This window comes from Thermococcus aegaeus (genome assembly GCF_055393685.1).
This window is the reverse complement of the sequence record NZ_AP042464.1, coordinates 456,915-479,021: the sequence shown is the minus strand read 5'-3', so window position 1 is coordinate 479,021 and position 22,107 is coordinate 456,915. Positions and strand designations below refer to the sequence as shown.

Genomic DNA, 22,107 nt, shown 5'->3' with positions numbered 1-22,107 from the left:
AAGATGCCGAAGTTCGATGTTGCCAAGCATGACCTGGAGAGATTGGTTGGAAGGGAGTTCACAGTCGAAGAATGGGAGGATTTGTTCCTCTATGCAAAATGCGAACTTGACGATGTATGGGAGCACGAAGGTAAAATATACTTCAAGGCCGATGCCAAAGATACCAACAGACCCGATCTGTGGAGTGCCGAAGGGATAGCGAGACAGGTAAAGTGGGCTCTTGGAATGGTAAGAGGACTACCAAAGTATGAAATTGAAAAAAGCGACGTTGTTGTTTATGTAGATGAAAAATTGAAAGATATAAGACCGTATGGAGTCTATGCAATAGTCGAGAACCTTGAACTTGATGAAGAGGCATTGAGACAGATAATCCAGCTTCAGGAGAAAGTAGCGCTCACCTTCGGAAGAAGGAGGAGGGAAGTCGCTATAGGGACGTTTGACTTCGATAAGCTTAAGCCTCCTTTCTATTACAAAGCAGTTGAGCCGGATAAAATAAGATTTATTCCACTAAACAGCGATCGAGAAATGACTGCAGATGAGATACTTGAAGAGCATGAGAAGGGAAAGGAATATGGCCACTTGATTAAGGGGAAACCCTATTACCCATTACTTGTCGATAGAGAAGGAAACGTTTTGTCAATGCCGCCGGTTATAAATTCCGAGACTCATGGAAAAGTTACCGAAGATACTAAAAGCATTTTCATAGACATCACTGGATGGGATCTTAACAAAATCATGCTCGCTTTGAATGTGATTGTAACTGCTTTAGCTGAACGTGGTGGAAAAATAAGGAGCGTTAAGGTTATCTACAAAGATTTTGAGATAGAAACTCCGGACTTGACTCCCAAAGAATTTGAGGTTGAGCTTAACTACATCAGGCAACTTGCTGGGGTTGAGCTTGGAGATGAAGAGATAAGGGATCTTCTCGAGCGCATGATGTATGAGGTTAAAATCGTCAATGGAAAGGCGAAGTTGAGATATCCGGCGTTCAGAGATGACATAATGCATGCAAGGGACATTTTGGAGGATGTTCTCATTGCATACGGCTACAACAACATTCCTCCGGAGGAACCGGAGCTTGCCGTTCAAGGAAAAGGAGACGATTTTGTAGAGTTTGAAAACGCTGTGAGGGATCTTATGGTGGGTTTTGGCCTCCAGGAGGTAATGACCTTTAACCTCACGAACAAGGAAGCCCAGTTCGACAAAATGAACATTCCAGAAGAGGAAATAGTGGAGATAGAGAACCCAATAAGTCAGAAATGGTCAGCATTGAGAAAGTGGCTTATCCCAAGTCTGATGGAATTCCTAAGCCAGAATACTCACGAGGAGTATCCTCAAAGGATCTTTGAAGTTGGTAAGGTGACTCTCATAGACGAGAGAAGGGAAACAAAGACCATCAGTGAAAGCAAACTTGCTGTTGCTCTTGCCCATCCAAAGGTAACCTTCACAGAAGCAAAAGAAATCCTGGACAGCCTAATGCGTCATCTCGATGCCGAGTACGAACTTAAAGAAATAGAACATGGCTCTTTTATTCCCGGTAGAGTGGGAGAGATAATAGTTGATGGAAGGAGCGTAGGGATAATAGGAGAAATACATCCACAGGTGCTTGAAAACTGGGGAATAGAGATGCCGATAGCGGCTTTTGAGGTCTTCCTAAGGCCTTTCTACAAGGGAAGTTTTCTCTGATTTTCCCTCCTTTTTCTTGAATAAAAGGGAATTAAAAAGACCTCCCTTCTTGAAGAAATTTCTTTGCAAATGTAAACATGATATCAAAGTTAATTAAGCACTCCATGGTTTCTGCATCGATCTCAGTCACCATTCTATCACCCCTAATTTTCTTTAAGGGGCAGAGGTTTTAGCTTTTATTCTATTTTTATTGTCAAATTTCCAAAAATATTCCGCAATTAACTCAAACATATGGACATATTGACCTTAACATTTGTAAAGAGAACAGGACGGACAACTCTTTTATAACCTTCACTCAAATTTCCAATCATGAGAGTAGCTTTAAAAATTGCCTACGATGGGAGGAAGTTTTACGGCTTTCAAAGACAGCCTAACTTAAGAACTGTTGAGGGCGAGATAATCAGAGTATTAACTAAGCTCGGAATAATTGAAAACCCCAAAGACGCAAATTTTAAAGGCGCTTCAAGGACTGACAGGGGAGTTTCCGCCTTTGGAAACGTCATTGCGTTTAACACTTCTAAACCTGAACTCACGTATCCGAGAATTTTGAATCATCATTTGAGGGACGTGTGGGTTTTAGGAAGGGCAGAGGTTTCAGAAGATTTTCATCCAAGATTCTGGAGCAGGGGAAAGGTGTATAGGTACTACCTCCTTGACGAGGGATTTGATATTGAGAAAATGAAATCCTGTGCTGAAGTTTTTGTAGGGGTTCATGACTTCTCAAACTTTGCCCGGCTTGAAGGGGATAAGAACCCTATAAGAAAGATAGACAGAATTGAAGTACTCTCGAAGGGAAATGTAATTACAGTTGAAATTGAAGGGGAAAGCTTTCTCTGGGAGATGGTGAGAAGAATTATAACGGCTTTAAAGCTTTGTGCCTCCGGCACTCTTTCAAGAGAGGAAGTGAAAAGAATGCTGAAAGAAAAGATGGACAGAAAACTCCCTCCTGCTTCCCCAGAAAACCTGGTTCTGTGGGAAGTTAAGTACGAGGGAATACTCTTTGAAAAAGATCCCTATGCAGTTGAAAAGGCAAAAAAAGAATTCTTCGAGAGGTTTACCCAACACCTAATAGCGGCAAGCATTTTTGAAGACTGGTTCACTTCTTTATGAGTTTCTCGAGCTCTTTGTCATAGTATTTGCCGTAGTACTGCCTCAGGGCTTTTTGTCTTTCTATGAAGTGCGTAAAGAGCAGTGGATCTTCATCTTTCACATCAACTATAACCGCACCGCTTCCGCCTTTGGGCCTCAATGCTCTTCCTATGGTTTGGATAGTCATTATGTCGCTTTTCCCTCCACCGGCCAGTATTATAGCGGAAATCTCTGGGATATCCACCCCTTCTTTCAGTAGTGTGGAAACCAAAACGTTAATCTCACCATTTTTGAACTTTTCAAAAATCTCCCATCTGTTTGGACTCTGAGAGCTCAAGAACTCAGCATTTATTCCCTTCTTTTTAAGCATCTCCACAAGGATCTTTCCGTGTTCGATCCTTTTGACATCTATTAAAACACGGTGTCCCTGCTTTGCGAGTTTGTATGCGGTCTCAACTATAGCCTTGTTTCTTTCTTCATTTTCCATGATTATCTCTTCATAAAGTTCCTTGTAGCGATCTGCCAGCGGTGGCATGAAGGATTCATATTCAATTACTTTAAACCTTGGTTTTGCCAAGAACTTTTCTTTTATCAGGTCTTCGGCCCTAACTTCGTAGATTATTGGCCCTATTGCCCCCTCTATCTTCAGTTCTTCCCCTTTAATCCTTCTCCATGGAGTTGCAGAGAGGCCAAACCTAAATCTCTGGGGGAGGCTTATTCCAAGTTCATAGAACTTTTCTGCAGCTGAAGTCCTGTGGCATTCATCAAATACAACTACTGCATATGGAAGCTGGAGCTTATCAACCCCTCTAGAGAGGAGGGTTTGTATCATAGCTACCGTTACTGGTCTTTCTATCCAGTTGTTATCCCCCACAAGTCCAGGCTCGATCCCAAGAACTCTCTTTATATTCTCAGCCCACTGATAAAGAAGTTCCTTGGTGTGTACAACAACGAGAGCTGATAGGTTAAGCTCGTATATAATCCTCAGTCCGATTATTGTTTTCCCGCTTCCCACAGGCAATGCTAAGACTCCCATACCGGATTTTAATGCTTTTTTAACGGCCTTTTCTTGGTATTTTCTCAGCTTATACTCTTTGTTCCATGTTGCGTTTATTTCTACTCCTTCAATTTTTCTTTCATCAATTACCCTAACCCTGTATCCTTTTGAGTTTAAAAGTTGCTTTACACGGGGGATTAAACCTACAGGGAAGGATTTGGTATGGGGATCATATAGGCTCTCAGGCTTCTCCCATTTGCCGAAACTTTTTCGGTAAGTTAGCTCCTCATATATCATAAAGTATATCTTAGGATCAGCCTTCTCAATATACACCAGTGCAGATTTATCCGGGATTCTCAACACCACGGTCTTCATAGCAACTCAAAAGAAATTTTTGGAATTCCCCCTTTATAGCTCTTTCTCTATCATTTTGAAAAATATTCAAAAATAAACACAAAAAAATGAAAACCTCCAAAAAGTTTATCACGATACAAGCAGAGTTTGAATGGGTGGTGTCATGATACGGGAGATATTAAACCAATTTCATGATGAGCTTATTATCGTTGAGAAGCCCGCTAGTAAAAAGTTTGAGATAACGAGCTATCTTCTTCAGCATAAAACTAAGCCCGTTCTGTTTAAAGATGTCGATGGATGGGAAGTTGCAGGCAACATATGGAGCACGCGGGAGAGAATAGCAAAGTACCTCGGCATAAAAAGGGAAGAGCTCATTCATTTCATAATGGAAGCTATAGAGAATCCTAGACCATATAAAGAGGCAAAAACTGCTGAATTTTTTAAGAACTCCACAAAAGATTTCTCCCTCAAAGAGTTGCCGGTTCCGCATTACTTTCCAAAGGATGGGGGGCAGTACTTTACCTCAGCAATCTACATAGCAAAGGACGAGAATGGATTTGTAAACCTTTCATATCACAGAACAATGGTGAGAGATGAAAAAACCGGGACTGTTAGGTTAGTTCCCAGGCATCTGTATGCAATGTGGAAGGATAAGGCAGAACACGGTGAAGAGCTTGATGTTAGAATAATTGTTGGCAATCCAATCCATATCCTCCTAGCGGCAGCGACAAGCCCGCCTTATGGAGTTAGTGAGCTCAGCATTGCGTCATCTATGAGCGAGATGGCATTTGGAAAGCCCTTAGAGGTTGTAGACCTCAATGGAATTCCGGTTCCAGTTGAAAGCGAATTTGTCTTCGAGGCAAAAATTTTGCCAGAGCTTGACAAAGAGGGGCCCTTTGTTGATATAACTGGGACATATGACATTGTAAGGGAGCAGCCCGTTGTGGTTTTTGAGAAGATGTACCACGTCGAAAAACCGATTTTCCATGCATTGCTTTCTAGCGGATATGAGCACTACATGCTCATGGGACTTCCCAAGGAGCCCCAGATATACAAGAGCGTTAAGCAGGTAGTTCCAAAGGTTCATGGCGTAAGGCTGACAGAAGGTGGATGCATGTGGCTCCACGCAGTTGTGAGTATAACAAAGCAGCACGATGGAGATGGGAAAAATGCTATTTTGGCGGCATTTGCTGGACATCCAAGCCTAAAGCACGTGATAGTGGTTGATGAGGACATTAACATTTACGACGATAAAGAGATAGAATGGGCAGTAGCCACGAGATTTCAAGCGGATAAGGACTTAGTTGTGATATCTAACGCGAGAGGAAGCTCTCTTGACCCCTCTGGGGAGAGGGGCTTAACTGCTAAATGGGGTATTGATGCTACAAAACCTTTAGGCAAAAAGGAAGAGTTTGAACGGGCTAGGCTTTGAGATTTTGATTTTTTATTCAAAACTTTTTTATGTATAAATGTTCAAATCTTTTTTGGTGGTTATTGTGCACAGACACTTGAAGACTTTCTTCGTACTCTTCCTCTTAACTTTCTCCACAATGTGCATAGGAAAAGAAACAACGCCCCAATCTTCAACTCCAGTGCATACTGTGGCTGAGGAGAACCCCTATGAGGGATGGCTGAAGAATGAAACAAAGTATTTTACGATCTACTACCCTCCTGTTAAGGGAGAAGGGTTTAACTTCAACATAAGGTTTCTCTTGGTTGGGATTGACTACGTGTACGGGAGCTATGCAAAAGCCTTTGGAAAAGCTCCAGAAAAAATTGAGCTTTACATATATCCCTCTGAGGACGATTTAAAGCTTGACTACTCGACTGATCTCCCCTGGTATATAGAGGGAAACAAAATATTTACCTTTATTGAGAAGGACGCCAAAAGTCTTGACTACTACAACGTAGAAAGTGCACTGATAGCGTATTTAACCGGAAAAGTGAATGGGCTAACTTTTGTATTTCCTCTCCTAGGGGAACTCTACTTCAGGGGAGCCGATTACTCAGGACTTTCCTTTGGTGAGCTCTTGTCCTTGATAGACAGCAGAGATGTTAGTAAGATTAAGGAACAAGAGGGGAGCATGGTTGACTTTGTGGGCTTTCTTGTCCACAAATATGGTATTGGTGAAGTTTTGAGGCTTCTTGAAACCGATACTCCTTCCAAGATAATAAAAAGCCTCCCCAACGCTGAAGAAGAGTACAACGAGTTCATCAGATGGTTCTGGGGAGGCGGAATCTTAGAGGGCTCTTCCGAGCTTGAGGAGATGAATCTTACAGTAAGCGTTGATGAAGAAAGCGCATTTTTCTTGGCAAATGGAAGCTTCAAGGTTAAGTATACTAAGGACTACTATCCGGTTTTCTTCAAGATGGTCTACCTTGACCTAAAGGCAATGAACACCCAGTATCTGCAGAGCTTCACTTTCCTGCTCCCCTATGAACGAAAAAATATGTATGAGTTATCTTACATTGGAAACTTCAGCATTCAGCCATTGACGTATGATGAGAGCATTAACTACTTCCTCTCCGGGATGTTCATAACGCCCAACCTGACCCTGCTTTTCGACTATTATTTGTTCCTAAAGCCTGCTGCTCAGCAACTTCCAAAAGGTGGAATAAAAGTAGTTAGCAAAAACACTCCCATAACTACAACGTTGCCGAGCCAAGCTGTATTCCTTGTGACTGGTAGATTTAAGACGTTTAAGGGCTTTGTAAACGGAACAGAAGTTGAGTTCTACTACACCAACGATGTGGAAAGCCCTGCAACTGTGTTTAAACAAAGTCTAAGCGCTTTCAACACTGCTTTGGAATGGTTTGAGCTTCCCTCCTCTAAGTTCAGAATCGTCTACACAAGAGGGCCTATCAAAGAACACATCTATCGGTCAAGAGATTTGCTCATCTATAAGCCTAAAAGCGGGTATCACGAGCTGTATCTTCTTCGGGGCTTATATTATAGCTGGCTTAACAGCTTCAAGATAAAGCCAAAAGATGCATGGGTTCCAGATAGTTTATTTTCTCTCTTAGAGGGAGTCGAGTTAAATCGGCTTGGGGATTACAGGAAAAGCGCGCTATATAAATACAGAGTGAATTTGAGGGATTTTCCAGAGTCTGGGTATCCCTTAATTGAAGGCTACAGATACTTTTACAGCGACAAGTCATGGATGAGGAGCTCAATGGTCTACAAAGGTTTCTTGACGTTTTACCTTCTCTACACTCAAGCGGGAGAGGAAGCGTTTAAAGAGGCTTTGAGAGAATTTTCAGGAGAAGTAATCTTCAAGGAAGCTGATTTCGATGATTTTGCAGAACTCTTGGCTAAAAAATCAGGAGATGAGAAGGTCTTGCTGATTTGGAAAACTTGGACAACAAAGTCTGCACTTCCAAACCTCACAGTGCAAAATGTAGAGATAATTAAAACCAATGGCAATTACACCGTGAAGTTTACTCTGGTGGACAAAAATGGCTTTGCGTTTCCATTTAAAATCGGGGCAATAGGGTGGCAGGGACAAAGAATCGAAATGGGCGGCTTTTACTACGGCGAACCTCAGAAGGTCGAGATTTCCCTTCCCGGAGAGCCAAAGGAGATTGTAATATATGGGGCTCCATTCCTCAGCAAGAACTTTGACGTGGAGGCAGATGGGACAAAGATAAGCGTTACGGTGTCTGGGAGTTGATTTTTCTTTATTTACAACTTCCAAAAACTGCATTCAAAAAGCAAAGAAAAAAAGATAAAAAGGACTCACTCTTTCATGGGCAGACCGTAGTCGAAGGAGTAGTAGACCTTCTGGAATTGCTTCCTGAACTCGAATACTTCCTTCTCCACCTTCTTTGGATCCTCCTTGTCAAGAAGGACTCTCCTCATGAATCTTGCTATCTCCTTCATGTCGTCTTCCATCATGCCAACTCTTGTCATCTCCTGCACACCGATTCTTAGACCGCTTGGGGTGTTGACCTTCTCAAGTGGATCCCATGGAAGGAGGTTCTTGTTGAGGATTATGCCCGCCTCCTCTAATAGCGGAGCAGCCCATCCTCCTCCGGCTTCGTGGAGCTCACTTACGTCCACGATAACCTGGTGGCTCTCCGTGTAGCCTTTGTCCTCTCCAATGACTTTGAATCCTTCCTCTGCAAGAGCCTCGGCTAGGGCTTTTGCGTTCTTTACGATCTGCTCAGCATAAGCTTTACCAAATTCGAGCATCTCCGCAGCGGTAATGACTTTTCCAGCCATGTGGTGTAAGTGGTGGTTGCTCAGAACACCTGGGAAGATTGCCCATTGCAGTTTTGCCGTGTCTTCCCCAAGGTCCTTGTAGAGTATTACACCACCTTGTGGGCCTGGGAAGGTCTTGTGTGTTGAGGAAGTTACAACATCGGCTCCTTCTCTAAGTGGGTCTTGGAACTTTCCTCCCGCTATTAATCCCAAAACGTGGGCTGCGTCATACATTACATAAGCGCCAACTTCTTTAGCCACTGGAGCAAGCTCCTTAACTGGGTGTGGGAACGGGAACAATGAACCACCGAAGACAACTATCTTGGGTTCGAGCTCTCTAATCATTTGGGCTGCCTTGTCGACATCGATGTTAAATTCTTCGTTATCAAAAGGCCATGTGTGAACCTCCAATCCCCTCATACCAGCTGCTCCAAAGGGCATGTGGCTTATGTGTCCACCGTGGGAAGTATGGAGGACAATAGCCCTATCACCAGCATTTGTTAATCCAAAGAACGCGGCTTGATTTGCGTTAGTTCCAGAGATTGGTCTTAGATCCGCGAAATCGCTCTTGAAGAGCTTGCAGAAGAGGTCAACTCCTATGAGTTCGACTTCATCGACGTACTTACATCCCTGATAATACCTCTGTCTTGGCCACCCTTCGGCGTATTTGTGCATAAAACCACTTGCCACAGCCCTTGTAACGCTTGGGGAAGTCACGTTTTCACTTGCAATCAAATTTATTGTTGATGCTCTCCACTTTTCGTGCATCTCAACAAATTCCAAAACTTTGTCTCTATACATCTGGTAGCTCATGGTATCACCCCAGTGCTTTCTTGCATGTGATATTTTACATCCATGTAATTTAAATCTTGCCGTTAGAATACCTTTAAAAATTTCAAGGGGGAATTAGAAAGCGATGTCCTATGATGGAGGAAGCGGCCAAATTGATAGCCCATTCTCACTTTTTGATAGCTTTTACAGGGGCTGGAATAAGTGCCGAAAGCGGAATACCAACTTTTAGAGGCAAAGGAGGCCTCTGGGAAAAATATAGAGTGGAAGAGGTTGCAACACCCGAAGCTTTCAAACGAAATCCAAAGCTTGTCTGGGATTTTTACAAGATGAGAATGAAGCTGATGAAAGACGCAAGGCCAAATAAGGCCCATTTAGCATTGGCAGAGCTTGAAAAAATGGAACTTTTAAAGGCTGTTATAACTCAAAACATTGACAATCTACATAGAGAAGCTGGAAACAAAAATGTAGTAGAACTTCATGGGAACATTTATCGAGTTAGGTGCACTAGCTGCACTTATAAGGAAAACCTTCTTGAATCCGGCAGGCTTGAGGAGGTTTTAAAGGAGAATCTGCCCAAATGCCCAGAGTGTGGTTCTCTCTTAAGGCCTGATGTTGTCTGGTTTGGCGAACCCCTTCCCCAAGAAACCCTTAAAAAGGTCTTTAAGCTTGCGGAAAGGGCTGACGTTTGTCTGGTTATTGGAACAAGTGGCCAAGTGTTCCCTGCAGCGTACATTCCTTACATCGTAAAAGAGAACGGAGGGTATGTGATAGAGATCAACCCAAAGGAAAGCGGCATAACTCCAATAGCGGATATCTTTCTGAAAGGGCTTGCCGGAGAGACAATGGAACGTCTTTTGGCAAAGGTTAAAAGATGTTTAAAAGATAAAGGTTGTTAAGGGTGGTGCTATGATACTTATAATAGGGTTTGAGCAGGATGAAGTTTCCAGAGTGAGGGAAACCTTAGGTGAGTTTGATATTTATGAGGTTCCAGAATACTGCAGGGACTGGATTGTGGCGGAAGTTGTGGCAAAGGCCCCTACTTTTGAAGGAAGCGGCAACTGGCACTGGAGGAAGTTCGTCATAATGCACAATCTCTCAAATGAGGAGGTAAAGAGAGTTATTAAAGACGTTCGCTCGCAAGGTATTGATGCAATCTTCGCAACCACAACACCCACATCTCTAACGTGGAAGCTTGAAGACCTTCTCAATGAGCTCATTCGAGAGGATGAATACTTTAGAAAACTAAGAGAAGAAAAGCAAAAGATGAAGTCCTTTTATCTCGACATAGGGAAAAGTTAAATACTTTAACCCTTTTATTTGAGTGGGGAGCAAAATGATAAGAGTTGTGTTTTTTGATCTCGATGACACCCTTGTAGATACCTCCCGCTTAGCTGAGCTTGCCAGAAGGAATGCCATAGAAAACATGATTCAGCATGGAATGCCTGTTGATTTTGACACCGCCTATAACGAACTCTTGGAGCTCATTAATGAATATGGGAGTAATTTCCCTCATCACTTTGATTACCTTCTCAGGAGGCTTGATCTAAAATACAACCCCAAGTGGGTAGCTGCGGGAGTTATAGCCTATCACAACACAAAATTCGCTCACATAAGGGAAGTTAAGCACGCGAGGAAAACTCTTATCAAACTCAGAGAGATGGGATACCGGTTAGGCATAATCACTGATGGAAATCCAATAAAGCAGTGGGAGAAAGTTTTAAGGCTTGATTTAGATGATTTCTTTGAGCATATGGTGGTTTCAGACTTTGAGGGAGTGAAAAAACCACACCCAAAAATATACCAAAAAGCCCTGAAGATATTCGAGGTATCTCCAGAAGAGGCCTTGATGGTGGGGGACAGGCTTTATTCGGATATCTATGGGGCAAAAAGGGTAGGGATGCACACTGTATGGTTCCGCTATGGGAAATATGCGGATAGAGAGCTTGAATATGAAGAGTATGCGGACTTCAAAATTAACGACCTCTTAGAGCTTCCGGAGATATTAGAGGTGCTCAACAATGGTTCAAATAAGAAAGTTCCTTCTAATAGATAATTCATACAAATCCAAAATACTAAGCGGAAAAAAGACCACTACGATTAGGTTTGGAGAATACAAAGCTAAACCTGGAAGTGAGGTTTATCTTGTAATAACACCAAGCGACACCGCTGTTGCAAAGGTAAGGATCACGAAAGTGGAGAAGAAGAAGGTTAAGGAGCTTACAAACCAAGACGCAAAAAAAGACGGGTTTAAAGATATCAAGGAGCTGGTAAGTGCGCTGAACAAGATATATGGGGAACTCCATGGAGAGGATGAAGTAACGATAATTGAGTTTGAGGTAATAAAGAAGTTCGAGGATGGAATCCCCTTAAAATGGCTTAAGGGGCTGAACTACAAAGATCCAGAAGAGATAGCAAAACTCTATATAGAAAACAACCTAAAAGAATCCCCCGACGTGAATTTGATAATTAGGAGGGTTTATTCCGAAGGACTAAAAAGCGCAGTGAGAAGATACGGGCCAAAAAGGGTAAGAGATGCTCTTTTAAAGGCATATCACAGGCTGTACGCGGAGGGAAAAATTTAAAGCGGAAGCTCGGTTGTCTCTTTGTGTATCTTTAGCACGACCATTGTATGTGTCGCAACAACACCTTCTATCTCTCCGATCTTGTCAAGAAAGTCGTTAAGCTCTTCACTGCTTCTCGTTCTTATCTTGAGTATCATGTCGTAATCACCCGTGGTCTCATAAATTTCCACTATCTCTGGGTAAGCAATGAGCTTTTCGGCAACTTCAGCATACTTTCCAGCTTTTGCCTTTATCAATATGAAAGCCAGCAGATGAAAGCCAAGGGATTCTGGATCAAGGATAATCGTGAATTTCTTTATTATTCCTTTCTCCTTCAGCTTCTTAATTCTTTCATAGACCGTTGATTCTGCAAGTCCAACTCGCTTGGATATCTCTCTCAGGGGAGTACGGCTATTTTTTTGAAGCACCCTCAAGATTTCCTTATCAATTTCATCTAAAAGTCCCTTCATATTCTCACCATCCTAAAATTTTTCGAGAAAGTATATAAAGTTGATGATAGTTTCACACCATAGATTTATAAAAACCCTCCATCATAACCCTAATGGCTAGAGAAGGAGGGGTGAGTAGAAATGCCAACAAACGTAACAGCAGAATATCTAGCGGCGGAAGAGGAATACAGACAAGCTAAAACAATACCCGAAAAAATAAGGGCATTAGAGAAAATGTATGCCACTGTGCCAAAGCACAAGGGAACAGAGAAGCTCAGACTCCAAATAAAGAGAAAGCTAGCAGAGCTCAGGAAAGAACTGGAAAAGCAACAAAGCCAACGAAAAGGGGGAGGTTATTCATTTAGCGTTAAAAAGGAAGGTGCCGCCCAGATAGTTCTCGCGGGTTTGCCAAACGTCGGAAAATCTTCACTTCTTAAGATTCTTGCGGGAGTTGATGTGGATGTTGCCGATTATCCTTTCACGACGGTTGAGCCAATTCCGGGCATGATGAAGCACAAAGACGTTCAGATCCAACTCGTGGAAGTGCCGGGTTTGATAGAAGGAGCTGCCCTGGGTAAAGGCATGGGGACGCAGCTTTTGAGTGTCATAAGAAATGCCGATGCAATAGCTATCGTCGTTGATCTTTCTCAGGATCCAATAAAGCAGATGGAGATAATATTGAAAGAATTTGAACGTGCTGGAATAAAAATCAACAAAAGAAAGCCAAAAGTGGAGATAAAAAGAATGCCAATGGGTGGAATTGTAATCAATGGGCAGGATTTGATCCAGGGAGATATAAGCGAAGTCATGAAAATGCTTAGGGAAGAAGGCATTCACAGTGCTGAGATCACTGTAAAGGAACCTGTTACCCTTGAAGAGTTTTCAGATGCTCTTGATGAGAGCCTTGTATGGAGGAAGGCTATAATCATTGCTAACAAAGGCGATGCACCGGGGAGCAAAGAGAACTACGAAAAGCTCGTTAAAGCTTATGGGGATAGGTTTAAAATAGTGCCCGTTTCTGCGAAAAAGATGGCAAATATTGAAACTCTCAAAGAAGAGCTCTATGAACTTGCCGGTATAATAAGGGTTTTCACCAAATCGCCTGGTGAAGAGCCGGCTTATCCTCCGATTGCTCTTAAGAAAGGCTCAACGGTTCTTGACGTGGCTGAGAGGATACATAAAGACTTTGCGAAGAACTTTAAATACGCAAGGGTGTGGGGAAAGAGCGCAAAGTTCCCAGGGCAGAGGGTTGGCCCGGATCATGTTCTTGAAGATGGAGATATAGTTGAGATTCATGCTAGGTAATTACGTAATATCCTTTAATTTGAACTTTTCTCCGGTAAGACTGTCCATGACGTATTCTTCTCCATTCTCTTCAAATATCCAGAAAACCTTGTATGCCTTTGCTTCTTTGACCACTTCTATTCTCGGGGTCCACCATGAGATTACCATCATGTTGCCCCACATAAATGCACTTTCAATTGCTTTCTCTTTGGCTTCTTCATACTGACAATTTTCTTCCATGATCACGTTATCTTTCACAGCCCATTCTTTAAGTTCTATGAAGTCATCTCCTCTCTCCACCCCAAATCGATAAAGATCAACATAGGCAAAGTAATCTAGCTCCCTATCTTTTCTCCCTAAGCGCTTATAGAAGAGCTTTATATGGAATATCGAATAGGGATACAGCACAAACTTAGCGGGAACTTCTGGTCTGAATATTGGCTTCATAACTTTAACCTTTAGCATCTTTTTAGACACCCCTTTCAATCTTTAACTTTAACGATTTAAAATGTTATACTTGAATTTGTGTTCATTGAATAATGTCCAAAGTAAACATCGATACATTTAAAACTATTTTACGTCGATATATTTATAAATGTAAAGTGCCTAAATGCAATGTTGGGCATTGCCCAACACCCTATTACTTTTGAGGTGGTGCAATATGGGCCTCAGTGGTGCAGCTTGGGCAACTTTAATTATTCCCACAATTTTGGGAATTATAGTGATGGTGCTCTATGGCTACTGGGACAGAATTACAGGAAAGGAATACTACGTAGATGAAGAGATTCTAGCTTACGACGAGGATCTTCTAAAAGAGCTAGAGGGGGGTAAAGCATGAACCCCGGAGTTCTACTAGGATTTTTAGTATATTTGGTGATTTTGGCTTACATCGGTTGGTGGGCTAACAAGTTCACAAAAACGGAAGACCAGTACTTTGTAGGTGGAAGGAAAGTCCACATTTTGGCTGCTTCATTGAGTGATAAAGCGAGTGATTTCAGTGGATGGTTAATGCTTGGATATCCTGGAGCTGCCTTTAAAGCCGGTTTGGGAGCGTTTTGGGCAGGAATTGGATGTCTCTTTGGAACATTGGCGGATTATGTGTTAATTGGTCCAAGGCTTAGAATTTATGCGGGTAAGTTCAGGGCAATAACAGTGCCAGACTACCTTGAGGCAAGATTAAAGGACAATACAAAGTTAATTAGAATAATTGGTGCGGCTATTATCCTGGTATTTATGACCGCCTATGTGGCGGCTCAGTTTGCAGCAGGAGGTAAGGCATTAAGTGAGGCATTTAACATAAGCATAAACAGCGGTATACTCCTTACTGTAGCCATACTAACAGCTTATGTTATTACGGGAGGATTCTTTGCAGTAGTTTGGACAGATGTTGTTCAGGCACTCTTCATGGTATCCACACTAATAATTGTGCCGCTCTTAGCATTAGGAAAAGTGGGGGGGCTTGAGAAGGCAACCTCTTTGATAGCTCAGGCAGATCCCTCTAAGCTACATCCCTTTGGAGGGGCTGTTGGAATAGCGGCAATAATCTTTGCTATAGGATATGCTTCGTGGATAGTGGGATACTTGGGTCAGCCCCATATAGTCACGAGGTACATGAGTGTTGAAGACCCCAGAAAGCTTAGAAGACCTGGAATATTCATAAGTGGCGTTTGGACAATTCTCGTGCTGTGGGGAGCTTTCTTTGCAGGATTCCTTGGATTCGCACTTTACCAAGGCGGCATGTTGAAAGTCTCTGATCCAGAAAAAGTTATTCCTGCAATGGCACTTGAGCTAATGCCCTCATGGCTTGCAGGGTTTGTTATAGCCGGTATAATCTCAGCTATAATGAGTACAGCAGATTCACAGCTTTTGGTGGCGTCTTCAGCAGTCTCGAGAGACTTATACCACAAAGTACTTGGCAAAGAGCTTGGAAAGAAGCAGATGGTTAACATAGGTAGGGTAGTTGTTCTGGCGATTGCAATTATAGCCATGTACTACGCAATGAGCGGGAGCAAATTTGTCTATGCAATGGTTGCCACTGCGTGGGGAGGTTTAGCAGTAGGATTTGGACCAATACTTACCCTCAGCCTATGGTGGAAGCGTGTTACAAAAGAAGCTGGAATCATAGGGATGGCGTACGGTCTGCTCAGCGAAGTCCTTTTAGAGGCGAAAATCTATGGATGGGCATTCCACCCCGATGCTCCAGGAATATTTGGGGTAATAGGCGGTTGGTTCAAAGACGTTCCAGTGTTCTTCGTTAACTTCTTTGTGACTCTGGTGATAATAATCATAGTCAGCCTCTTAACTAAGCCACCAGAAGATGTTGTAAAACTCCACGAAGACCTCTTTAGGAAGGTGTCAATAGAAGAGGGCAAGAGCAAAGTCATGGAAGCAAGAGCAAAGAGCCAAGTTGAAAACGTTGCAGCCTTTGTAAAGGCTAAGGGCATTGCTTGACTTCTCTTTTAATTTTAACCTTTTGTTTAAAACCTTTGGTTTTTTCATTAAAGTTTATAAGATTCTCTGTGTTTTATAGGTATGAAACTAACTGGGAAGGTGATCCTATGCGTCCGCTGGATCTGTATGAGAAAGACGCTTCTAAGAAAGTCACGATATATTTTGAGGGCAAAGCTCTGAAAGCATATGAAGGAGAAAAACTTCCAGTGGCACTGCTTGCAAATGGTATTTACTGGATAACGACCAGTCTCCAGGGAAGGAAAAGGGGTGCGTTTACTTTTGGCCCGTTGCCAGTTATTGTAAATGGAGTTAAGAATATAAACGGGAGGAAAACCCTCGTTAAGGACGGAATGAGGATAGAGAGGCAGAACTACGGTGAGTTTCAAGAAACTGTGGAAATAGACGAAAGTAAGGGAGTTCTTAGGGAGGTTGTTGACGTCGCTATAATAGGCGGAGGAATCGCTGGAATAGGTGCAGCTTTGGAGCTTCAGGATTATCTAACAGTTGCCCTAATCGAAGAGAGGGGATGGCTTGGGGGCTTAATGTCCCTAAAGAGCACCCAGCAGGAAGGGTTTGAGGGAGAACCTAAGAAAGTTATCAAGGAGCTGACCTCTCAATTCAACGAGAACGTTAAGGTCTTCAAGGGTACAATAGCTCTTGGGGTTTTTGATGAAGGGGAATACTTCTTGGTTCCCGTAGTCAAAAAAGACCAGCTGATAGAAATAATGGCGAAGAGGGTTGTATTAGCTACTGGGGCTGTAGAAAACATTCTTCTCTTTGAGAACAATGAGTTCCCAGGAGTCTTTAGACTCGACTTCGCTCTTGAGGTCATCAACAAGTGGGGGGTTGCTCCAGGTAAGAGAATTGCGGTTGTTGGAAGAAAGCCCGAAAGAATAATACCCGAGCTTGAAAAATGGGGCATTGAATACATCGTTGTGCCTAATCCAAAGCGTGTTGAGGGAGAAGAGAAAGTCGAGAGGCTTATAGATACCAATGGTAATGTGTATGAGGTTGATGCAGTTATTGTGAGTGATTACCGCTTGCCAGATATAAACCCAATCACACAGGCCGGTGGAAAGCTCAAGTTCAAATGGGGGTATTATGTCCCGGTTCTCGATGAACAAAACCGTATAAGAGATGGAATATATGTGGCCGGAAGTGCAACCGGGATAAAGCCCCACTACGCAAACTATTTGGAGGGCAAACTCGTAGGGGCTTACATTCTAAGGGAATTTGGCTACAATGCTACTCCAGCCCTTTACAAAGAAAAGCTCGAGGAATACGAGCCCGAGCCAATGCCTATACAGAGAATAGAGTTCAAGGACATGAATTTAGAGGACGTACAGATATGCGGCTGTGATGTCAACCTAAAGAAAGTTGACGACGTAGTAAGGAAAGGAATAACTGATCTGCAAATAGTTAAGAGACTCACTCACTTGGCAATGGGTTTCTGTCAGGGAAGATTTTGCCTTTTCAATGGAGCACTGCTTGTTAGTCAGAGAACCGGGGTAGATATGGCTAAAATAGATCTTCCCGTGGCTAGGCCTCCACTCAAGAATGTTAAAATGAAAGTTACTGCTGTAAGGGAGTGATGAAAATGCCGCATAAAGAGCTTCCGAATAAGAGTGAAATTGTCATTATTGGTGGGGGAATTGTAGGGGTCACTTTGGCCCATGAACTAGCAAAAAGAGGGGAGGAAGTTATAGTCCTTGAGAAGCGCTTTATAGGCTCTGGTTCAACTTTCCGCTGCGGTACAGGGATTAGGCAGCAGTTTAATGATGAAGCCAATGTGCAGGTGATGAAGCGTTCGGTTGAACTTTGGGAGAAATACAGCAAGGAATACGGCTTTTCATTTGAGCAGACAGGGTACCTCTTCTTGCTGTATGATGACGAAGAGGTAGAGGAGTTCAAAAAGAACATAGCAATCCAAAATCGTTTCGGTGTTCCTACGAGGCTCATAACTCCAGAGGAGGCAAAGGAAATAGTGCCTCTTTTAGATATAAGCGAGGTAGTGGCTGCATCTTGGAACCCTACAGATGGTAAAGCCGATCCGTTTCATTCAACTACAGCGTTTGCACTTCATGCTGAGGAGATGGGAGCAAAGCTATACGAGTACACGGAAGTCAAGGAGATTATAGTTGAAAATGGGGAGATTAAAGGTGTAAAGACAAATCGCGGCGTTGTTAATACAGGGGTCGTTGTAAATGCTACAAACGCATGGGCTAAGCTAATAAATGCAATGGCTAAAGTACCGATACATATTCCTATTGAGCCATACAAGCACCAGGCGGTTATAACTCAGCCAATAAAAGAGGGAGCGGTGAAACCTATGGTGATCTCCTTTAAATACGGCCACGCATATTTAACTCAAACAAATCACGGAGGAATCGTTGGCGGTGTTGGGTATGAAGTTGGCCCTACATATGATCTCAATCCAAGCTATCAGTTTATGAAAGAGGTGAGCTATTACTTTACTAAAATAATTCCAGCCCTGAGAGAGCTTCTTATATTGAGAACATGGGCCGGATATTATGCAAAGACTCCAGACAGCAATCCTGCAATTGGAAGAATAGATGAAATAGATGAATACTACATCGCTGCTGGCTTCAGTGGACACGGCTTCATGATGGCACCTGCTGTAGCTGAAATGCTCTCCGATTTAATAACAAAAGGAAAGAGCAAACTCCCAATTGAGTGGTATGATCCTTACCGCTTTGAAAGAGGTGAACTGAGAGGTAAAGCCCTGCAAATGGGTTGATATATTTTATGTCATTTTTGTTTTTTCTCTACAACCAAAGGTGGAAAACGTTTTTATGAAAAAATACTCATAAATACTTCTTCTCAATTTTACATTGGTGAAATATTATGCGACTCACTGAGCATCCTATTTTGGATTTTAAAAGAGTCCGCGGAAGGGAGATTATAATTTATTTTGAAGGAAAGTCGATAAAAGCCTATGAGGGCGAAACAATTGCAATGGCTCTCCATGCTGCGGGCATAAGAACTCTCCAGCACTCCACAAAGAAACACAGGCCGAGGGGGCTTTTCTGTGCAATTGGAAAGTGCTCCTCCTGTCTAATGAAGGTAAACGGTATTCCAAACGTAAGAACTTGTATAACACTTGTTGAAGAGGGTATGCAGATAGAAAGGCAGGAGGAAAAGCCTACCCTACCTAAGACAACAAAGCCACCCAAATGGAAAGAGCCGCCAAGAGTTGAAGCGGACGTTATTGTCATAGGCGGCGGTCCAGCTGGAATGATGGCCGCTATAAATGCAAGTGATGCCGGGGCAAAAGTTGTTCTTTTAGATGAAAATCCTATGCTTGGGGGACAATTAGTTAAGCAGACTCACAAGTTCTTTGGTAAGAGGGAGCAGTTTGCCGGAGTTAGAGGGATAAAAATTGCCGAAATACTAAGTGAGGAGCTCAAAAAAAGGAATGTTGAGGTTTTTCTAGAGACTTCTGCAATAATGCTCCTGCAGGATGGAAATGAAAAGCTCGTTGTTGGTGTCAGGAAAAACAAGGAGCTTATTGAATTTAAAGGAAAGACAGTGGTGGTTGCTACTGGAGCAATGGAAAGAATGATACCCTTTGAAAACAACGATTTGCCGGGAGTTTATGGAGCCGGGGCTATTCAAACCCTCATGAACACCTATGGGGTAAAACCTGGAGATAGAGTCTTAATTGTTGGAGCGGGTAACGTTGGGCTTATTTTGGCCTATCAGCTTTACCAAGCAGGAGTAAAGGTGGAGGCAATAGTTGAGGCGATGCCAAAGATCGGGGGCTACTTCGTGCATGCTGCCAAGGTTAGAAGGCTTGGAATACCAATATTGACTAGGCATACTATAGTAAGGGCGGAGGGCAAGGAGAAAGTTGAGAGGGCAGTTGTTGCCCAGCTGGATGAGAATTGGAATGTCATTCCAGAAACAGAGAAGGTCTTTGAAGTTGATGTAATTGCCTTGGCCGTTGGATTGAGGCCGAGTATAGAGCTCCTGCACCAAGTAGGATGTCAGATTAAATATGTCCCCGAGCTTGGAGGGCACGTGGTTATCAGAGACTCAAGAATGGAAACCACAATAAAAGGAATATTCGTCGCGGGCGATTCTGCAGGGATTGAGGAAGCAACGACAGCCATGCTTGAAGGAAAGATAGCTGGAATTGCAGCTGCCTTAGCTGCAGGGGTGGCTTCACCAGAGTGGCTTAAAGAAATAGAGAAAGCCCAGAAGGATCTTGAGGAATTCAGGAGCGGGCCCTTTGGAAGAAAAGTTCTTGAAGGTCTCAAGAAGGTGGTGGTAGAATGAACGAAATCCCCAAATACTTGAGGGAAGGCTATCTAAGCGTTGAAGAACTGAAAAAGTACGTTGGTTTGCCAAGTGAAGAAAGATTGAGGCAAAGGCCCGTAGCCGTTCCGGAGTGTCCACAGGAAATCCCCTGTACGCCGTGTAAAGAGATATGCCCCACCAATGCGGTTCTAATGGAACATCCAAATGCCGTTCCAATTGTTGATTATGAAAAGTGCATCGGCTGTTCTCTATGCGTGCAAATCTGTCCCGGACTGGCATTTTTCATGGTGCATTACATTGGAGACAAAGCAAGGGTGACGATGCCTCATGAGATTCTCCCAGTTCCAAGGGTGGGTGAAGAGGTCATTCTGCTCAACAGAGTTGGAGAAGAGGTTGGAAAAGGCAAAGTTGTCACGGTAATTCCAAGGGAGAAGAGCAAGGGGGATACGCCGATTATAACCGTGGAAATGCCCCTTGAATTAGCATGGGATGTTAGAGCTGCTAAGGTGGTGAGAGAATGAGTGAAAAGAGCGAGAGGATAATATGCAGATGTAATGAGGTAACTGTGGAGGAAATTGAAGCTCTCATTGAGCAGGGAATTACAGACATAGAGATGATAAAGAGGCTCCTTAGGATAGGCATGGGGCCGTGTCAAGGAAGGACCTGTCTCCCAATGGTGATAAGCATTATAGCAAGGAAAACCGGAAAGAGCCCAGACGAGATAAAGCTCCCCGCAACGAGGATCCCAATTAGACCTGTTCCTGCAGGGGTTCTGGTGGGTGATATGAATGAAAAGTAAAGCAGAAGTCGTTGTCATAGGCGGAGGAAGCACGGGGACGTCAATAGCCTACCACTTGGCAAAGCTCGGTGTGGATGTCGTTCTTGTTGAAAAAGGCTACCTTGGAAGCGGTTCAACGTTCAGATGTGCTACGGGAATTAGGCAGCAGTTCACCGACGAGGCCAACATAAAGCTCATGAAATACAGCGTTGAAAAGTGGAAAAAGCTTAGTGAAGAGCTTGAATACGATGTAAACTTCAAACAGACTGGATATCTTTTCCTTGCAACAACTGAAGATGAAGTTGAGGCATTTAAACAAAACATAAAACTCCACAACAAATTTGGTGTTCCAACAAGGCTTATAACTCCAGAGGAAGCTAAGGAGATAGTCCCCCTTTTGAATGCGGATGAATTCTTGGCTGGACAATGGAACCCAACCGATGGGAAGGCAAATCCCTTCAAAACAGTCTTTGCCTTTTCAAGAAAAGCCAAAGAGCTTGGGGCAGAGATTTATGAATACACGGAGGTACTCGATGTTGTGGTGGAGAACAATGAAATCAAAGGAGTAAAAACAAACAGAGGTGTTATAAAAGCCGATGTTGTTGTGAATGCTGCAAACGCATGGGCTCCTATAATCAACGAGATGGCGGGATTAGATAGGGACTTCATCCCCATAAAGCCCTACAAACACCAGCTCGTTAAGACTGAACCAATTAAAGAGGGGCAGATTGAGCCTCTTGTATGTCCGCCAGCATGGAACGACTCCTATGTAATCCAAGATGGCGAAGATGGCGGAGTGATATGTGGGTCAGGGATAGAACACGGCCCAACCTACGATGTAACCCCAACATATGACTTCTTAAGGGGAGTTCTCAAATGGGCAACTAGGATAATCCCGGCCTTGAAATATGTCCATGTATTGAGGCAGTGGGCAGGGCACTATGCAAAGACTCCGGACAGTAATCCGGCCATAGGAAAGATTAACTACATAGATGAATTTTACATTGCAGCCGGCTTCAGCGGACACGGGTTCATGATGGCTCCAGGAGTTGGAGAAGCAATGGCAGAGTTGATTGTCAAAGGAAAAACACATGTGCCGCTCGACTGGGAGTGGTACGATCCACATCGCTTTGAGAGGGGAGAACTTAGGAGTACAGCTTTCCAGATAGGGTGACCTTTTCTTC

The 22,107-nt window shown here is 43.2% G+C and carries 21 protein-coding genes; 17 read left to right on the top strand and 4 right to left on the bottom strand.

What is annotated here, in order from left to right; all coding sequences use genetic code 11:
* Positions 1–3: 3 nt before the first annotated feature.
* Positions 4–1,686: a phenylalanine--tRNA ligase subunit beta gene (gene pheT, locus ACZ5NL_RS02590; protein ID WP_464842791.1), complete on the top strand. Its 1,683-nt coding sequence runs from the start codon at positions 4–6 to the stop codon at positions 1,684–1,686.
* 309 nt (positions 1,687–1,995) lie between these two features.
* Positions 1,996–2,796, top strand: coding sequence for a tRNA pseudouridine(38-40) synthase TruA (gene truA / locus ACZ5NL_RS02585; RefSeq protein ID WP_464842790.1), 801 nt, complete (start codon positions 1,996–1,998; stop codon positions 2,794–2,796).
* Here the strand turns inward: truA and ACZ5NL_RS02580 are convergent.
* Positions 2,783–4,147, bottom strand: a complete 1,365-nt coding sequence (locus tag ACZ5NL_RS02580) for a DEAD/DEAH box helicase (protein ID WP_464842789.1) — start codon at positions 4,145–4,147, stop codon at positions 2,783–2,785. The genes truA and ACZ5NL_RS02580 overlap by 14 nt on opposite strands.
* Positions 4,148–4,289: 142 nt before the next feature.
* On the opposite strand from ACZ5NL_RS02580, the gene ACZ5NL_RS02575 reads away from it, so the two are divergent.
* Together ACZ5NL_RS02575 and ACZ5NL_RS02570 are read left to right on the top strand one after the other, a co-directional pair.
* The gene (locus ACZ5NL_RS02575; protein WP_464842787.1) at positions 4,290–5,558 is read left to right on the top strand and encodes a UbiD family decarboxylase; all 1,269 of its coding nucleotides are present in this window, start codon (positions 4,290–4,292) and stop codon (positions 5,556–5,558) included.
* A 55-nt stretch (positions 5,559–5,613) separates the two neighbouring features.
* A complete protein-coding gene (locus ACZ5NL_RS02570) occupies positions 5,614–7,797 on the top strand; it encodes a M1 aminopeptidase family protein (protein ID WP_464842785.1) in 2,184 nt (727 codons plus the stop codon).
* A gap of 65 nt (positions 7,798–7,862) precedes the next feature.
* On the opposite strand, the gene glyA is transcribed toward ACZ5NL_RS02570, so the two are convergent.
* Entirely contained in the window at positions 7,863–9,140 is a 1,278-nt protein-coding gene (gene glyA / locus ACZ5NL_RS02565; RefSeq protein ID WP_004069186.1) for a serine hydroxymethyltransferase, read from the bottom strand.
* A 110-nt stretch (positions 9,141–9,250) separates the two neighbouring features.
* Here glyA and cobB point away from each other — a divergent pair, with 110 nt between their 5' ends.
* From cobB to ACZ5NL_RS02545, 4 genes are read left to right on the top strand one after another with little or no spacing between them, the layout of a single operon-like run.
* A complete protein-coding gene (cobB, locus tag ACZ5NL_RS02560; RefSeq protein WP_464842784.1) occupies positions 9,251–10,015 on the top strand; it encodes an NAD-dependent protein deacetylase in 765 nt (254 codons plus the stop codon).
* A 10-nt stretch (positions 10,016–10,025) separates the two neighbouring features.
* Positions 10,026–10,418, top strand: coding sequence for a DUF3783 domain-containing protein (locus ACZ5NL_RS02555; protein ID WP_464842782.1), 393 nt, complete (start codon positions 10,026–10,028; stop codon positions 10,416–10,418).
* Positions 10,419–10,452: 34 nt separating this feature from the next.
* Positions 10,453–11,172 carry a TIGR02253 family HAD-type hydrolase gene (locus ACZ5NL_RS02550; protein ID WP_464842781.1) on the top strand — a complete coding sequence of 240 codons (720 nt, stop codon included), beginning with the start codon at positions 10,453–10,455 and terminating at the stop codon, positions 11,170–11,172.
* A complete protein-coding gene (locus ACZ5NL_RS02545; protein WP_464842779.1) occupies positions 11,138–11,701 on the top strand; it encodes an ASCH domain-containing protein in 564 nt (187 codons plus the stop codon). Before ACZ5NL_RS02550 ends, ACZ5NL_RS02545 begins: the two co-directional genes overlap by 35 nt.
* On the opposite strand, the gene ACZ5NL_RS02540 is transcribed toward ACZ5NL_RS02545, so the two are convergent.
* Entirely contained in the window at positions 11,698–12,150 is a 453-nt protein-coding gene (locus ACZ5NL_RS02540) for an Lrp/AsnC family transcriptional regulator (RefSeq protein ID WP_464842777.1), read from the bottom strand. The genes ACZ5NL_RS02545 and ACZ5NL_RS02540 overlap by 4 nt on opposite strands.
* 120 nt (positions 12,151–12,270) lie before the next feature.
* Here ACZ5NL_RS02540 and ACZ5NL_RS02535 point away from each other — a divergent pair, with 120 nt between their 5' ends.
* Positions 12,271–13,434: an OBG GTPase family GTP-binding protein gene (locus ACZ5NL_RS02535; protein WP_464842776.1), complete on the top strand. Its 1,164-nt coding sequence runs from the start codon at positions 12,271–12,273 to the stop codon at positions 13,432–13,434.
* Here the strand turns inward: ACZ5NL_RS02535 and ACZ5NL_RS02530 are convergent, their stop codons facing one another.
* Positions 13,435–13,878 (bottom strand): hypothetical protein, encoded by a 444-nt coding sequence (locus tag ACZ5NL_RS02530; protein ID WP_464842775.1) that lies wholly within the window; start codon positions 13,876–13,878, stop codon positions 13,435–13,437.
* Positions 13,879–14,074: 196 nt separating this feature from the next.
* Between ACZ5NL_RS02530 and ACZ5NL_RS02525 the strand changes: the two genes are divergently transcribed.
* The 8 genes from ACZ5NL_RS02525 to ACZ5NL_RS02490 all read left to right on the top strand — a co-directional run bounded on the left by ACZ5NL_RS02525 (position 14,075) and on the right by ACZ5NL_RS02490 (position 22,097).
* Complete coding sequence (locus tag ACZ5NL_RS02525) at positions 14,075–14,251, top strand: hypothetical protein (protein WP_252743505.1); 177 nt, start codon at positions 14,075–14,077, stop codon at positions 14,249–14,251.
* Complete coding sequence (locus ACZ5NL_RS02520) at positions 14,248–15,864, top strand: sodium/proline symporter (RefSeq protein WP_464842774.1); 1,617 nt, start codon at positions 14,248–14,250, stop codon at positions 15,862–15,864. The genes ACZ5NL_RS02525 and ACZ5NL_RS02520 overlap by 4 nt, the downstream gene beginning before the upstream one ends.
* Positions 15,865–15,971: 107 nt before the next feature.
* Positions 15,972–17,456, top strand: coding sequence for an FAD-dependent oxidoreductase (locus ACZ5NL_RS02515; RefSeq protein WP_464842773.1), 1,485 nt, complete (start codon positions 15,972–15,974; stop codon positions 17,454–17,456).
* A 5-nt stretch (positions 17,457–17,461) separates the two neighbouring features.
* Positions 17,462–18,622, top strand: a complete 1,161-nt coding sequence (locus ACZ5NL_RS02510) for an NAD(P)/FAD-dependent oxidoreductase (protein ID WP_464842772.1) — start codon at positions 17,462–17,464, stop codon at positions 18,620–18,622.
* A 107-nt stretch (positions 18,623–18,729) separates the two neighbouring features.
* The gene (locus ACZ5NL_RS02505) at positions 18,730–20,163 is read left to right on the top strand and encodes an FAD-dependent oxidoreductase (protein WP_464842771.1); all 1,434 of its coding nucleotides are present in this window, start codon (positions 18,730–18,732) and stop codon (positions 20,161–20,163) included.
* Positions 20,160–20,666: a 4Fe-4S binding protein gene (locus tag ACZ5NL_RS02500; protein WP_464842770.1), complete on the top strand. Its 507-nt coding sequence runs from the start codon at positions 20,160–20,162 to the stop codon at positions 20,664–20,666. The genes ACZ5NL_RS02505 and ACZ5NL_RS02500 overlap by 4 nt, the downstream gene beginning before the upstream one ends.
* Complete coding sequence (locus ACZ5NL_RS02495) at positions 20,663–20,944, top strand: (2Fe-2S)-binding protein (RefSeq protein ID WP_464842769.1); 282 nt, start codon at positions 20,663–20,665, stop codon at positions 20,942–20,944. The genes ACZ5NL_RS02500 and ACZ5NL_RS02495 overlap by 4 nt, the downstream gene beginning before the upstream one ends.
* Positions 20,934–22,097: an NAD(P)/FAD-dependent oxidoreductase gene (locus ACZ5NL_RS02490; protein WP_464842768.1), complete on the top strand. Its 1,164-nt coding sequence runs from the start codon at positions 20,934–20,936 to the stop codon at positions 22,095–22,097. Before ACZ5NL_RS02495 ends, ACZ5NL_RS02490 begins: the two co-directional genes overlap by 11 nt.
* The last annotated feature ends 10 nt before the right edge of the window (positions 22,098–22,107 follow it).